The organism is Rhizobium sp. KNZ14-9A, from assembly GCF_056755015.1.
Genome location: NZ_JBPGXB010000004.1, coordinates 593,705 through 608,401, shown reverse-complemented (window position 1 = coordinate 608,401; position 14,697 = coordinate 593,705). Strand labels below are relative to the sequence as shown.

13 protein-coding genes and 1 pseudogene are annotated in these 14,697 nt (G+C 55.3%); 1 reads left to right on the top strand and 13 read right to left on the bottom strand.

Annotated features, from left to right (window positions below):
* Window positions 1–3: 3 nt before the first annotated feature.
* The 10 genes from ACR9ZQ_RS33115 to ACR9ZQ_RS33070 form a co-directional block, all read right to left on the bottom strand.
* A complete protein-coding gene (locus tag ACR9ZQ_RS33115; protein WP_481429806.1) occupies window positions 4–1,044 on the bottom strand; it encodes an alpha/beta fold hydrolase in 1,041 nt (346 codons plus the stop codon).
* A gap of 137 nt (window positions 1,045–1,181) precedes the next feature.
* On the bottom strand, window positions 1,182–1,553 hold the full coding sequence (locus ACR9ZQ_RS33110) for a DUF488 domain-containing protein (RefSeq protein ID WP_481429805.1): 372 nt from the start codon (window positions 1,551–1,553) through the stop codon (window positions 1,182–1,184).
* A gap of 755 nt (window positions 1,554–2,308) precedes the next feature.
* Window positions 2,309–3,046 (bottom strand): site-specific integrase, encoded by a 738-nt coding sequence (locus ACR9ZQ_RS33105; protein WP_481429804.1) that lies wholly within the window; start codon window positions 3,044–3,046, stop codon window positions 2,309–2,311.
* Between the two features lie 114 nt (window positions 3,047–3,160).
* On the bottom strand, window positions 3,161–4,750 hold the full coding sequence (tnpC, locus tag ACR9ZQ_RS33100; protein WP_481426900.1) for an IS66 family transposase: 1,590 nt from the start codon (window positions 4,748–4,750) through the stop codon (window positions 3,161–3,163).
* A 53-nt stretch (window positions 4,751–4,803) separates the two neighbouring features.
* The gene (tnpB, locus tag ACR9ZQ_RS33095) at window positions 4,804–5,157 is read right to left on the bottom strand and encodes an IS66 family insertion sequence element accessory protein TnpB (RefSeq protein ID WP_477924912.1); all 354 of its coding nucleotides are present in this window, start codon (window positions 5,155–5,157) and stop codon (window positions 4,804–4,806) included.
* Complete coding sequence (tnpA, locus tag ACR9ZQ_RS33090; protein ID WP_481426899.1) at window positions 5,138–5,560, bottom strand: IS66-like element accessory protein TnpA; 423 nt, start codon at window positions 5,558–5,560, stop codon at window positions 5,138–5,140. The genes tnpB and tnpA overlap by 20 nt, the downstream gene beginning before the upstream one ends.
* A gap of 53 nt (window positions 5,561–5,613) precedes the next feature.
* Window positions 5,614–6,498 carry a hypothetical protein gene (locus ACR9ZQ_RS33085; RefSeq protein WP_481429803.1) on the bottom strand — a complete coding sequence of 295 codons (885 nt, stop codon included), beginning with the start codon at window positions 6,496–6,498 and terminating at the stop codon, window positions 5,614–5,616.
* Window position 6,499: 1 nt separating this feature from the next.
* On the bottom strand, window positions 6,500–6,994 hold the full coding sequence (locus tag ACR9ZQ_RS33080) for a hypothetical protein (RefSeq protein WP_481429802.1): 495 nt from the start codon (window positions 6,992–6,994) through the stop codon (window positions 6,500–6,502).
* The gene (locus tag ACR9ZQ_RS33075; protein WP_481429801.1) at window positions 6,972–9,326 is read right to left on the bottom strand and encodes a hypothetical protein; all 2,355 of its coding nucleotides are present in this window, start codon (window positions 9,324–9,326) and stop codon (window positions 6,972–6,974) included. The genes ACR9ZQ_RS33080 and ACR9ZQ_RS33075 overlap by 23 nt, the downstream gene beginning before the upstream one ends.
* Window positions 9,327–9,337: 11 nt before the next feature.
* Window positions 9,338–11,425 carry a hypothetical protein gene (locus ACR9ZQ_RS33070; RefSeq protein WP_481429800.1) on the bottom strand — a complete coding sequence of 696 codons (2,088 nt, stop codon included), beginning with the start codon at window positions 11,423–11,425 and terminating at the stop codon, window positions 9,338–9,340.
* A 495-nt stretch (window positions 11,426–11,920) separates the two neighbouring features.
* On the opposite strand from ACR9ZQ_RS33070, the gene ACR9ZQ_RS33065 reads away from it, so the two are divergent.
* Window positions 11,921–12,535, top strand: coding sequence for a hypothetical protein (locus ACR9ZQ_RS33065; RefSeq protein ID WP_481429799.1), 615 nt, complete (start codon window positions 11,921–11,923; stop codon window positions 12,533–12,535).
* A 186-nt stretch (window positions 12,536–12,721) separates the two neighbouring features.
* On the opposite strand, the pseudogene ACR9ZQ_RS33060 reads toward ACR9ZQ_RS33065, so the two are convergent.
* The 3 genes and pseudogenes from ACR9ZQ_RS33060 to ACR9ZQ_RS33050 all read right to left on the bottom strand — a co-directional run.
* A pseudogene (locus ACR9ZQ_RS33060) lies at window positions 12,722–13,033 on the bottom strand (P-loop NTPase family protein); the annotation flags it as partial.
* Window positions 13,034–13,213: 180 nt separating this feature from the next.
* Window positions 13,214–13,894 carry a phosphotransferase gene (locus tag ACR9ZQ_RS33055; protein WP_481430965.1) on the bottom strand — a complete coding sequence of 227 codons (681 nt, stop codon included), beginning with the start codon at window positions 13,892–13,894 and terminating at the stop codon, window positions 13,214–13,216.
* A gap of 404 nt (window positions 13,895–14,298) precedes the next feature.
* Window positions 14,299–14,697, bottom strand: coding sequence for a hypothetical protein (locus tag ACR9ZQ_RS33050; RefSeq protein WP_481429798.1), 399 nt, complete (start codon window positions 14,695–14,697; stop codon window positions 14,299–14,301).

Below are 14,697 nucleotides of genomic sequence, written 5' to 3'. Positions count from 1 at the left end.
ACTTTAGAAGCGATCGACATCCAGAATGGCCTGGGCAAAGGCCTGCGGTGCTTCTTGCGGCAGGTTATGGCCGATGCCGCCAGTGATGTTGCGATGCTCATACCTGCCGGTGAACTTCTTGGCGTAGGCCGAAGGCTCCGGATGCGGCGCGCCATTGGCGTCGCCTTCCATGGTGATGGTCGGTACGGTGATAACAGGAAAAGCAGCGAGCTTCTTTTCCAACGCGTCATACTTCTTTTCGCCATTGGCAAGGCCAAGTCGCCAACGGTAATTGTGGATGGTGATCGCAACATGGTCGGGGTTTTCGAAGGCTTTGGCAGAGCGGTCGAAAGTCGCGTCATCAAATTTCCACTGCGGCGAAGCAAGCTTCCAAATCAGCTTTGCGAAGTCATGCCGGTTGGCCTCATACCCCTCGCGGCCGCGTTCAGTGGCGAAGTAGAACTGATACCACCAGGACAGCTCGGCCTGCGGCGGAAGCGGCTTCTTGTTCGCCTCCTGACTGCCGATCAGATAGCCGCTAACCGAGACCAAGCCCTTGCAGCGTTCCGGCCAGACAGCGGCCAGGATGTCCGCGGTGCGGCCGCCCCAGTCATAACCGCCGATCACGGCGCGCTCGATGTCAAGCGCATCCATGAAGGCGATGATATCAGTGGCGATGGCAGCCTGCTGACCGTTGCGCGGTGTCTTTGCGGAGAGGAATTCGGTTGAGCCATAGCCGCGCAGATAGGGGATCAATACCCGATAGCCGGCATCGGCGAGCGCAGGCGCTACGTCGACGAAGCTGTAGATGTCATAGGGCCAGCCATGAAGAAGGAGCACAACCGGGCCATTTGCGGGACCGGCTTCAGCGTAGCCGACATTGAGCACACCAGCCTTGACCTGCTTCAGCGGTGCAAAGGACGTGTGCGAGCCCGCCTTGACGGCGGGCGCTGTAACCTGTGACTGGGCACCAGCGGCGCTGGTCAGGCCGAATTCGACCGCCGCCATGGTCATGGCCGCAACACCGAAAAAACGACGACGCTGAAGATTGATTTCGCTGGACATCGGCTCTCTCCGTTTCAAGTTGATGGCAGGGAGAAAACAGCTCGCATGTATCCCCGATGTTTCGGGTATCTGCTTCAATTGCATGCGGATGTAGCATCCGGCCTTCCGGATACGTTCTGATACAATTGGCTGCCTTCTCAATCGAAAATCCGTTGGATGAGGAAATCACGAAGCACCGCGGCATTGTTGTGCTCGTCATCGCTGGTGGCATAAAGCAACGTGACGGTGCCTTTCCTTATGAAATCGGTCACGAGCTCCAGCTCTTCCTTTTTGTGCTCAAGCTCTGCGGTGTAGCGCCGGTGGAACTCCTCCCAGCGATCAGGCTCATGATTGAACCAGTGGCGCAACTCGGTGCTTGGCGCGACATCCTTTAGCCAGGCAGTCAGTGCAGCACGCTCCTTACTGAGACCGCGCGGCCAGATGCGATCGACCAGCAGTCGGGCGCCATCCGCATCCGCCTTGGCCGCATAGACCCGCTTGAGCTTTATCGTCTCAGCTCTGGTTGTCATCTGATCCTCCTCATTCACCGATCATCCCTCTTCTTGTGGGATCTCGGCTGGGCGAAGCGCTAATGCATGGAAGATAGCGCAGCCCTTATCGGAGCGCTTCCTACAGTTATTTCCACGTATTGCTTCAGTAGGAGCAGTCGTTTTCCCGCAAGATTTAGAACGATCTCAATGAGATGACAGAACTACCTTCAGGAAAACTATTACTCTTCAGAGAGTACTGTGAGGCATTCGAGCCAGTCGGAAAAGCCAGACGTACGTATAGCTCGTAAGTAAGTGAAAAGGTGGCCCGATCTGGCGTGGTGGGGGCGGCCCGGTCTCGCAGGGTGAGGACTCGTCGACTGCAAGGCTCCATGTCTGCGCCGAGCTCTGGAACTGGAAATGTCCAGGTGATCGATGCAACGATCTTAGGGTGGCCACAACAAGTTCGGCGGCGCTGGTCCGACTAGACTAAAGCGCAAGCCGTGGCCAATGCGACGGAGTCCGGCACGAGCGTCTTGGCGATCACCCTCTCGAAAGAGAAGCGGACATGAGATACTCCCCGAGAAGCTAATACCCTGACGTTTGAAGGACCAGCGGTATCCAATTGAGCTATGCCGGACCTTGTGCGGCTCTCTCTTGTCCTGGGCGACTAGACGGGACTCTAAGTGAGATCGATTTCGCGCGACTCCCCACGGCTCGACACCAAGTCAATTTGGTCACAGCTGGCACACGATCTCGTAGACCGAGCGATAAAGAGCCAATCGTAGTGTTCCTATCTAAGTTCCGCGATCATCGTAGGCAAGTCTTAGACCGTTCGTGGTCGGCATTGCCGGATTGAACCGAGGATCGTTTACTATGATCTCGAGGGCCTTCAAAAACATTGAGTTGTCATCGCTCTCGCTTACTCGTATCGTAAGTTGTGTTAAAAGGTCTCCACCTTTCTTCGACAACGACCGCTTCTCCATTACGATTATGGTCCAGAGCTTGTGGAAAAATTTCGCCGCCGCTGTTCCAATTTTAGTGAGGTGCTTGAAGAGAGGTTGGTCCATATAAAATTTTAACGTGGTGGATACTTTGGCGTGGCCCATAAAACGAGCGAGATTATCCAGAACCATGTTTACCAGCGCATGGTCGAAATGGTAATGGTTCTGTGCGAAGTATTCCTTCCACAGTGCGGCCGCAGTCGTTGTCGCGAAGTAGCCTCTTAGAGAGTGGGCGCTGCGTTTGATACCACAGGCGCGAAACGCTTTACCGACGATGTCGCCAATCGCGCCTGGCGACAATTCATTGTTCTTTTCTTTGTGTGAGAGGAAAACTTGATCAGCTGGCGTTTCGAGTTTGTCCGCGGCGCTCCAGACTATGACCTGGCGTGATCGGAAACCCCATATTCCGTCGAGCAGATCACAAACCAAGTTTGGAGGAAATGGCGCATTACGCGTCTTTCCCGCCCCAGAGCCCTTTCCGATTACTTCCACAGGGAGAAACGCAAATTCTTCGCCGTGCTTCAGAGACATCACCCTCTGTTTGATTTTTGATTTAAGCTGTTCGTCGGTAAGCGCGATTTTCGATGCGCATTGACAGCGGTTGACGGATACTCGCGCTTAGCTGGGTAGCAGTACCCAGCCTTATCAGGCCGCGATGGTCTTGGAGTAATTGAACGGCAGCAGGTCGCCAATGTCGGCAGTTTCTTCGCGCTGAGGCAACTCAGTGAGGACGTGGCGCAGCCAGGAGAGCGGATCGACGCCACAGGCGCGGCAGGTCAGCATCAGACTGTAAATCACCGCGCTTGCCCTGGCTCCGTCAGCGGTATCGCTGAACAGCCACGATTTTCTTCCGGTCGCAAAAACTCTGATGTCGCGTTCCAGAATGTTGTTATCGATCGGCATCCTGCCGTCGCTGGTGTAGCGCGTCAGATAATCCCATTGGTTCAGGGTGTAGGACACGGCATCGCCGAGCTTTGTATCCGGCACGACCTTCGGCGCGATGTTGTCGAGCCATGTCTTTAGGGCGTTGAGGACAGGCAAGCTGTGCTGTTGCCGGAAACGGCGAATGCAATCGGCCTGCGTTGCGCCGGCGTCGGGCTTTCTGTCTTGCGCCTGCTTTTCGATCCGGTAGAGCTGCTCGAAGAACCGGAGCGCCTGTTCCGGCGGCCCGCCTCCATTCTTCCTGGTTTTGAGAGCCTCGACGAAGCGCCGCCGTGAATGAGCCATGCATCCGACATGGGTTGCGCCGTGTAATGTGCGCCAGGCGGTGTAGCCGTCACTCACCAATATGCCGCGATAGTCGCCGAGGAAGGTCTGCGGGTGGATCTGGCCGCGGCCGGGCTGATAATCGAGAAGCACGATTGGCTCGTCGCTGTTCTCGCCGCTTCGATAAGCCCACATGAAGGATGTGCTGGTGGCCTCCTTGTCCTTTTCTTTCAGGACCTGGACCGTCGTCTCATCGCCATGAATGAGAGGTTGCGATCGCAGCCGCAGTTTCAGAGCCTCATAGATGCGGTGCAGATGCTTCTCGCTCGAGCCGATGACCCAGTGAGCAAGTGCGCCACGGCTGATGGGAACGCCGGCCCGCTCGAATGTTTGCGCCACGCGGTAGAGCGGTGTGCCGTCGACGTATTTGTGGACGAGTGCGAAGGCCAGCGTCGAAGCGGTAGCGATGCTGCCCGGCAAGGGTTGCGGTGGCATCGGTACGATTACCACAGGCGTGTTGATCCCGGTACGATCGCAGTGGCGGCAAGCGTACTTGAACCGCACATTCTGCAAAACCTTTGCCTTGACCTCGATATGGAGCTGCTCGGTAACAGCCTCGCCCATGCGGTGCATTTGGCTTTTGCAACAAGGGCAAGCTTTCTGATCGTCAGCAAGGTCGTATTCGACACGCTCGCGGGGCAGGTCTTCTGGCAGAGGTCTGCGGCCCCGCTTTTTACCCGCGGCGCCATCGACTGCTGGCAGGCCTGTATCCGGGAGATCGGTGACGTCGTCGCCATAATCACGATCTTCCTCGTCCGCGGCTTCTTCGGCTTCGTTGAAGAGGCGATCAATGTGCTTTTCGCTGCGCGGTGCAAACCGATGCAACCTTGCCAGCGCCAGTTCTTCTTCCAGCTTGACGACCCGTCGCGAAAGCGCTTCCTTCTCGGCTTTCAGCGCAGCGATTTCGGCAGCGTTTGCTGCCAACTGCGCCATCAGTTCTGCAACGCTTGGTTCGCTGGCCCGAGTCATCAGATTCTTGAATCTGAACCGCCCCCGTGCGTCAACAGCTCAATTCGCCATCTTCAGCCGGCGATCTGATATTGCCGCACCGGATGGCGCACCATCGCGTCGATATCGATGCCGTCGAGGATCCAGTGCAGTTGCTCGGTCGAGAGCATCACCACCGCAGTCTCTCGGCGGGGCCAGCGGAACCTGTCTTCCGTCAACTTCTTCAGCACCATGACAAAGCCGGACCGATCAAAGAACAAAAGCTTCACCCGATCACGCCGGCGATTGCAGAAGGCAAACACCGATGGAGCAAACGGGTCCAGCTCCATCACCTCTTGCACCAGGACCGCGAGGCTGTTGATGCCCGCGCGGAAGTCGATCGGCTCCCGATGGAGATAGACCTTGAGGTCAGCGCCCAGCCTGAACATGACCCAACGCTCCTATGATTGCCGCCAGGCCATCGACATCGCTGCATTCCAGCGTCAGGCTGACCCCGTTCGGCAGCACCGCGCTCAGCTTGGATGCATGAGATCGCTTGCCGACAGCCTCCACCTTCGTCAGTGGACCGCTGGCAGAAGACGAGTGCATATCCGTAGCTATCTGAACCGGAACGAACGTAGATACCGCAGGCAAAGCACGATCTTCTCTGGCTCTCTTCACCCACTTGCGAACGAGATTGGCGTTGACGCCGTGCTCCAGAGCTAGACGCGAAACCGAAACGCCGGGCTCTAAACACGCTGCGACAAGCTGATCTCGGGAGGCAGGGTCATATCGACGGCGGCCGTCGCGACCAACAAGCCGCACCTGCAGTTTAGGAGCATCTTCATCCATGATTTGGTGTCCACCTATTTTGGTGGACACTTCATGCCTCAGAGCGCTGCGTCTCAAAAGGCGCACCGAAATTCGCGCTTACGTTCGTCGGCGTGGATCGCGCAAAGATCGACTTCTAACTCAGTGATGCCAAAATTGTGCAACGCCTTCGATATATTTGCGATCAAAAGCTCACTCACTTCGGCGCACCGAAGGCCACCCTCCGCCATGGTTCTAGCAATCAACCAATTCCGCCTGGAAAGCACCTCGAGCTCTTCGGGAGGAAATGCGAGCTTCAGTCGCTGCTGCTCTCGAAACCCCTGACCTAGCAGATAATTGTATAAAGCGGTCAACTCGGGCTTCGTTGGAACTCTCGGGACCCGTAGAGGCGGCGAAGTCGTTTCTGATCGAACCCACACATCATAGTATATCCGTTTGCGCTTGTGGAATTGCTTCTTCAGTCCGATTGGGAAACTCTTGTGCGTCTTGTTATTGCCCACAAAGCAAGGGGATGGAACGCCATCCCAAGTGAAGGGCATCGCGTACGGCAGGTTCCTATAAAATTCGAAAATGTGATGGAGCTTGCGCTCTATTATGACGTTGCGCGCAAGCTGTTTAGGAGTGAGCCTGGTCTTCTTGCGTCCTATTCGTGTCGCTACCCAACCTAGCTCCGTTCGCCATCGTTCAAGAAGCTCATCGTCGGCGCTCTGATATGCTATGCCGTTATTGGCGAGCCAGACGAACCAAGCGCGTAAACTATATGCTTCAGGCTTCATCGAGGAGATTTTCACCCGTTTTTCGACTGCCGAATAGCCGAAATAGTACAAAACCGGCTCGCAAATCGTCCCGTCAGGCCAACGCAGTAACGGGAGACGCGGCCGCGGAGCTCCTGACCAGACTAAATTGCTTCCCGCGAAGGTCAGGCGAAAATCAAAAGTGGTGTGAGCGTTAGCAGTCATGTTACAAGGCACCCCGAGCAATCGTTGCTCTCAATCGAGCTATTTCTTCAAGAAGCTCGAGATTCCTAAGTTCGAGGCGCTCTATCAGATCGTTCTTCTCCGAGACCTTTCTCCTGAGAGCGGACACGTTACCTTTCTTGAGTTGATCGATGTCTGATAGCGCGTCGAAGAATGCTTCGATTATCTGTTTGTTCTTTTTGTTCTCTGGATTGTCGAGTTTTACATCCTCCCAGCTCCATAGACCGCGAAGTGGATCGTGCCAGTCGCGAAGTCCCTTACGGGAGTTTGGAAGATACGCCTCGGCCAAGATGCGGGGTAACGATGTCGATATGTCCTGAAGGAATGCAACTTTTCGCCGTAGGGCGGCCATCGCCCTACGTTCTTTGGCTTTCCAATGCAACCTCCGTTGCTGCTCGGGAGTGAGATCGGTATCCCAGCTTTCATCGACGGGGAATGGTTCGAACTGGACGCGCTTAACGTGGCCGTTGTTTGCCATCGACCGCCCTTTCTGCTTCCGTAATCAGGGTGAATATGTCATCGACGTATTCCTCGGCGCTGGCTGCAAGTCCGGGAGTGGCTGCTGAAGTTATCTCAGACTGGATGGAATGAGCTCGCTGAATGAGCGAGTTTTTGCTTTCTTCGAAACACGCACACAACTCACAGCTAAGGCACGGGTGCAAACCGGAAAACAAATAATCAGGACGGGTGTTACTCGCAGCCTCAGTGGGCGTCTGCCATGGTGGTCGGCGCGTCTCCCGAGCTATAAGGCAATTGGCTATCTTCGTATGTTCCTCCACCCCCCTCTTAAACAGACAATAAAAGAAACCGCCTGGCACTGGCTCCATGAAATTGTCCAAAGCGGCGCGAGTGACCTGTTCTAAAACACTCTGCCTGGCACCCGAGGTGTCGTTAGTCGGTGTCGCTGAAAAGTGAATTAGCGAATAGGCGCGTTCTTCCATCTCCTTCAAGGCATCGAGCATTCGAGCTGCCCCCTTGCCTATCGGGTGCTCGAATCCATCGAAGACCTCCATCATTTTTCGAACAAAGAACTCTTGTCTGCCTTGATTCCATACAACGCGTCGTTCGTCGCTGTCTCTTAATGCGACTCTCGCGGCTTCAAGATAACGACTTTGTTCCGGTGAGAGGTTTCCTATGCCGACCTTGGTAAGCTTCACCACTTCGCTTCTCAGCCAGGAAATTGCTCCGGTCTCGGCATCGTCCATATAGATACGGGTCATGTCGCCATCGGAGGTGTGGCGGAGCATTCTGTTGGCTCCGTCGAAACTGCCCCATAGATTGCCGTAATAGAATGCAATCACAAAGCCCTTGCGCAACATGTGGAAATTGAAATTCCACTCGCTCTCGCCTTCCGGAGGATCGATGCCCGCTGCCTCGAAAAACCCATCAAACGCAATGAACCTCGTAGTCACCTTGAACGATGAGCCGTCCGCAAAACCGCAAGCAAACTGAAACAACCAAGGCTCGGAAGTTTCGTGCCTGGCTTGCGCCGACATCCTATCCAACAACTCGACAGCCCTTGCCACAACCTCGGGCACCGGGATGGCGTCTACATCTTGGATCGTTTTCTCTATGTAAATGGTAAGTTTTAGGGTGGGTTCTCTCAAAAGACACCCGTGCCGAAGGTACGCCACTTCGTTCCTTCGGCGACCGCCAAATGCAGCAATAAGAATTGCGCATGACGCGTATAGGAACGAAATCGCATGCGATAAGCGTAGGCTCTCTTCCGGAACAGGAACATGCGCAGACGGGCTTAGGTTCAAATAGGGCAGGCCCTCAGGCCGGCCTCGGTTCAGCCGCTGCATCAATGCCCGCAAGCGCACGCCTGAAGATTTCTGCGGCTTTGCCGGCAATTCGGCTCTAGCCTCTAAGCATTGCAGAATAAATTCACTGTCGATCAATATCCACTTCGCAGCGACCCGGACGATGCGCATCAGGTCAGCCGGAAGAAGGGTCTTGGTACGGCTTATACTAACAATCCGTGGTATTGGCGGAATCTGAAACGCTAGACCGTCGTGCGGAAGAAGACCTTTTAAGGATAGTCTGTCCAGCGCGAGCCAAGGGTGCATTTTCGTTTGATCGTCCTTAACACGTTCTGAGGACTTCGGATCAGTGTTTAGCCTGTATAAGACGAGGACGTCTCTCTTGACGCCGCTTGATGCTAAGAAACTATCCAGTCGTTCATCAAACCAGTGTCGGAACTTCCCCGAGCGCCCCAACGAGGGCACAGGAACACCCAGTTCCGCAGCGAAGATTTTCCAATCCATCCGGAATTTAGGGCCTACTCTATACAGGGGCAGTCGGTAATTTTCGTCAGCAAGGAGCAGGTCAAGCCGACGCTCAAGAGGTATGAGGTCGGTAGCATCGTCCGAGACGCCGTCTCTTAAAAACTGGTCGTAGTCTTCGAGGGTCAGGCGGGAGTTGGCATCCACGCCTTTTGCGTTGCGCCAGCGGACAAGCCAGTCAAACCCGCCGAGAAGCTTCGTGATTTTATAAGCGCCGAGCTTTCTCGCGGTGGCTCGGGCGTTTAGCGCTTCCACGCAAAGAATTCTTCTCGTCAGAGCATCGTTCGCGCTCATGGGATCAGTCAATCGGTGATTTCGAAATCCGATCACAACATCGAAGCTAACCAGAAAATTGGCATCTCGGACTTTGGTGGGATCGGCGGTCTGAATTACCCAGAATTTATCAAGGAGGTTGCGTTCGGCCCCTTCCTTGTAATCGCCATCCCTTCGCTCGGCGGTTTTGATAACTCCGGACGGAACAGGGAGATTGCCGACCGACGAGAGGTATTGCAATTGGGAAATCATTGCGGCTCACCTCAAATTTCGAGAACTCTTGGAAGAACGATCATGGAGCTGGCCAGCGATTGGTAAGCCAGCCGCGCCGCCGATACGTAGCGGTCACCGAGACCGGTATCGAACGCGTACTTCCTTATCGCCTTTACGAGTGCTAGATGCGCCAAGCATTGTACTCGCCACCTCCCGACCCCGACTACCCGTCGTGCACTGAGGATTGCACGGCGCAGAAGATAGAGTTCTGTGAAGGACGTTTGCGATGGTACGAATTCGATGTAACGCTTCTCTGTAGTCGCAAGTTTTTTGCGCTTAATCGCCAGGCACGCAGATATGCCAGACGCGATCGACATATGTTCGAACCACGCGACGTCTTGCTCAGGGAGTTGGAGCCGTAAAGCGAGCTCGGCGTCGTCACGGACCATTTCCACCTGGAAACAGTTTTGCCAGAACGCGATAGCTTGGTCTAACTCCTGCTGCAGCTCCGGGTCGTCGTAGTGCCTTAGGATGATGGCCGTGCCAGTGTGGCTAGTTGCATGCTTCGTTGCTTCTAGCGTACCCAGGCGTCGTCGTGTAACCGACATAAAACTTTGACGGATCGCCTTATAATTAACACCGCTTTGGCCGAGCAAACCACGGGAAGCCACGAGATTATCAGCTGTTCGCGCTACACCACGAGAGTTCAACGACAAAAAAAAGTAATCAGAATACAGATTGGAAAGATCGTACTGCCGGATTACCCCGACCATCTCCGCGTACCTGTCCATCACATCAAGCAAGGTGTTGTCGGAGGTCACCAGAGATGCTGAGCCAACCACATCACCGCTTGCCTCATCCCATACGACATTACGCTGTTCTGCCGAAAGTGACGGATGCCGGAACCTCCTTTCGAGCAGTGCGCTAACGAAGTGTCCCGCCCGGGCTTTGAAGGCGGCTAGGAAGGCGGTCTCACCTAACCCCGCTTCATCATCCTCGCGATAAGCGTACGGATCACGAGGCAAATCCTCAATTTGGCTCCGATTCCAGCCGGTCGCGCAGCAGAGACGTGATTTAACTGCCGTAGTTGTTGCCGACGTCGGCCCTAGACAGGTCAGCATCAGTGAATGGATGGCACGCGGCGACATGATACCCGTGGGCAGGAACTCTGCTGGAAAGCCGGCGTTGGCCCAGACCTCTGAGTATTTTGCAACCCCAATATCGCGATTCAGAGTACAGGAACCCGTTGTCTGCAGTTCGACCGACAATGAAGACAGCATTGACTTGACTGTGTGCCAATCCGCCGAATCGACGTCGTTTGGAGCCGTGGCCGACAGGAGCACGGACCGCCCGAAGCGAAATCGTGAATAACCTTGTTCGAAAAGAGCGTGCGAAGCATTCGAAACCAGTTCCAGCGCCACTGCGTCTCTATGGGCGGGCGCGACACCTTCAAGTTCAGGCCAAGACAGCCTCCCTAATGATTTTGTCGGAGATTTTATGTGGCGGGGATGCGGCAATAGCTTCCAGTAAAATGGCGGATAGTTTCGTTCTGGAAGCTCCCCCAACGCCTGTAGAACTTTACCGAGCGCGCTTTGTGCCGTTCGCGGCCAATTGTCTTTAAAGTGCGCCTTGTGAGTTTCGATATAGAGAAGGAGTACCGCGGCGGTCTTCTGGGCCACTTCCGCAACAGGGGTTTCCGGCGGCGTGCCGCTACGATAGATGTTGAGAACCTCAACCACTCGTCGATCAGCGCAGCCGAGTGCCCAATCGCAAAAACGTCTCGTTATGCTGTCGCTCGACTTTGTCACACAGAGTTGCTCGAGATCAGCACCTAGTATCGATCCCAGATTCGGAATGAGACTATCCCAGCTAGGTAGCTTCTGCGGCGGCTTGCGTTCGACGAAACCATCGTTCTCCGTGCCTGCGGGCCGATCTCGCTTTCCTGGCCACAGGCCGTGCCGCTGCGTGCGTTCCTGCGGTCCGATCGGCATTGAGCGCCTGACCGCCGCAAACGGACCGATGAGTGGCTTACCAACTGCGGCTTCTGGTTCACCGGAACTGTTGGCTTGCAGTTCTAAGGAGTGTCCCCTCTTCAGTCGTTGTTCATTGCGCGAGCTAAGCTCTTCCACTTTACTCATCCCCGCCTCTGTATTGCTTCCACGCGAAGGAACGTAGCCGCGAATCAGCTGCGTCGCAACCAATTTTAATTAATGAACTCAGTGTGTTATGCGAGTTCTTTAATTAATTCAGTTAGCGTCAAATTGAAATTCAAGACTTCGAACGGCCAGCTTCTGTGCGGAACGAGACGGCTTGTCATCCTTCGGAGATGATCATCGACGGCGACAAAGACGTAGGTGTCGACGGCATCGAGAGACTCAGCGAGGCGGCGCGCTGAGGTCTTTATTTTCCAGTCCTAGCATCGGATGTCCCTCAACCCAGCAGATCGAAAGTTCGACGACTGCGAATCCGCAAGATGGGCTCGCCAGCGACCTTAACCGGGTGAAGAATGCCGGCGTTAGGAAAGCCCTTGCGAGCCTCATCAAATCCGTTTCTACAGAAGTGCACGATGATCCACATCGGTCTGCATCTGGTTCCGCCTGGAGTGTCGATGAGCGAGGTTTAGAGGATAATTAATGCCTAAATTTTTCGCCGCATTCGTGTTCCTTGTGACCCTTTCGGCTATTTCCGCCGAGCAATCATCCGCAGCCATGTGGTTGGCGAGAGGTCCCGGCAACACAAGCATGGCCGCGGACTCAGCCTGTAAAGCCCGCGAGATTAATCCGCTAGACGACGGCCATCTGTGGATTGATTGCTGGATAGCCGAAAAGAACGTCACGCTCCTGATCGCTTCGGCCGCGCCTTTCGTAGCAAACGACTTCACCCACCGAAATGCAGGAGAGTTTTTTTCAAAGTTTACGGAAGGAACCGAATGGTCCCTCTTTAAGGAAAATGTTACGTTCTTCGGCGGTTCGTCCTTCCCTGGCTTTGAGCCCTTCGCTCAAATGAGATTGATCGGAAGGCTCTGCGACGCCGGGAAACAATGCGCGGACGCAGAGGAAAAACTCGTCGCCTTCAAGGTGCTTGGAACGGCAAGGACGACCGTTGCGCTGATCGTGATGGGAGACGTGGAGCAAAAGGAGAATATTGTGAAGGGCAAATCCGTTGCCACTTATCGCTTCTTCCCTGATCCTATCACCACCATGATTGACACCTTCAACTTCGCGACCATTCAAAACCGTCCATATTGATTTAGTCATTCTGATCGTCGCCCGTGGTATCGAGGAATTCCAGGTCCTCGACGTGAATCGCGAAATCAGAAAACAGGCCAAATTCCCCCTCCGCTAACAGCCGCAAGCTATGTCCCCTCGTCCGAGAGCGGCTGGATAATTGTCGCTCTCGAATCTGAAGGCATCCTAGCTGGATTCATTCGGCTCGATGCAAGCCTCTTCGGGCAAATCAATCCAGATCAACGCTGTCGCGCGCCTGAGGACCATGTTCACCAACTGGCCGTACACCCCTTCCATGATCCAACGATCCTCGGCAGCTGCCGCCGTGACCATCTCGTCTCTCAGCGTCCTGTCGCGAGCAATCCCGTACCGACCCGGCTCCCAATGGATATCGTCGAGGTGGATGATAGGATGGTGAAGCTGTTCGCCGATGCGGCGGGCGAGCCACGTCTTGCCGGAGCCGCCGTTTCCCATGATGAGAACCCGCTCGAAGGCGGTTGATGGGTTGATAGAATCCATTGCGCCTCCCGAACATTCGCGGTCATATCGATTTCGATAATTTTAACGGGAATTTATCTGTCGGTGCAAATCCAAATTGACGAAATCGCCTGCGTCGCACGGGCATATGTGCTCGACCAGACGTTTCCGGTAGCCGTTACTGGCCAGTACCGCTATCGGCGTCCGATGGGTCGAATGCATTTAGAGGTTCCTGATCGTCCATTGGAGGCAATCGTCCGCCCAGCGTTCCATAGCCGCATCACCAACGCGTCGCCCTTGAGCAATGAGTATCCGTTGGCGAAGCAAGATAAAATCGATAACACGCGGCAAATCCACATTGGCATCATAGGCCCCGCAGAACATGGTCAACCGGCGTCGTTGCAGATCAGGCTCGATATCGTCATCACCGAGATCGAGCCACATCCATGCCGCGTAGCCCAGATCGTGTAGGCGAGGTCCAGGTGATGCGCTGTCGAAGTCAATGATTGCCAGCGGCTGTCCCGAACCAAACACGAAATTGCAGGGGGATAAGTCGTTATGGCAAACCACCTCAAGTCCAACCGCCCGCGCAGGGAGCGATGCAACAAGACCCTCCGTCGCATCGTGATATCGGCGTATCAACCGCGCGGCTCCGATCAGGACATCGTCACCGTGCCAGGACAGGTCCATTGGCACGTCACCGTCGATGTAGGTGAAAATGTCGCGCCCGAATTCGTCACGACCGCTGGAGCGCGGAGCAGCATCAAAACCCGAAGCCGCAAGGTGCTCCAGAAGTTTGTGGACGAATGGCGAGTTGAACGTCGGTGGACGTCGAACAGTATCGCCGACACGCACGACATCTCTGGTCACACGGCCACCGTTCAAGGGAATTTCGCTTTCCATCAGTCCCACTCGACCTCCACAGTGTCGCCCCCGTCGTGGAGCGAGCACCGTTGATGCCGCAGCGATTGGCCGGTGCCACTGGCGCTATCCTTATCATTGATCCCTTTGCGCGCGACATATTCGTCGATCTGGCGTCGAAGTCTAGCGGAGCCCTCGAATGCATGGCGAACATGCTCTTCCGCATCGTCGCTGAACGAGAGGCGGCCATCGTCGACGCATGTTTAGCCGCCCCAGCAAGACAACGCGTTGCGCACTGAGGGACTGCAGGCTGATCGTGTAGAGCGCACCTGTCAGCGGTCATCCGGGGATGGGTCCCTGTTGAAGAATTTCCCTGCGCTTCACATCCCGATCCTTCGCCACGTCAGGCGCACGCAGCCGGGCCACTATCCCTTCCACCGAGACGGCTACGACGGGGGCTTTGTGGTAGGCGACTTGACCGGAGGTGATTTGACGGCAGACGGTTTGGCCGGCTGTGTCTGTTTGGCGGGGGCTAACCGCGGCTTTAGATGGTTCACAAGCGCGGCCAGGTCCTTGAACTGCGCGAGTTCGTCGAGGATCGACTTTGCAGGTGGGAATTCGAATATATCCCCGTCGCTCAGACGCTTCCTTCCCTGGACCGTTTCGGCCTTGACGTTCTTCCCGGCCACATGGATCGTTGCCCATCCGTTTTGGTCGCTAGGCTCTACATCGTGGTTGTTTCCCGAGGGGACGTTGCCAAGCGGAAACCGAACACCGGACTGCACGTCTGTGATCACCACATTGGTCAAGGCTTCCGTGAAATGAATAGTCACCGTGATAGGCAT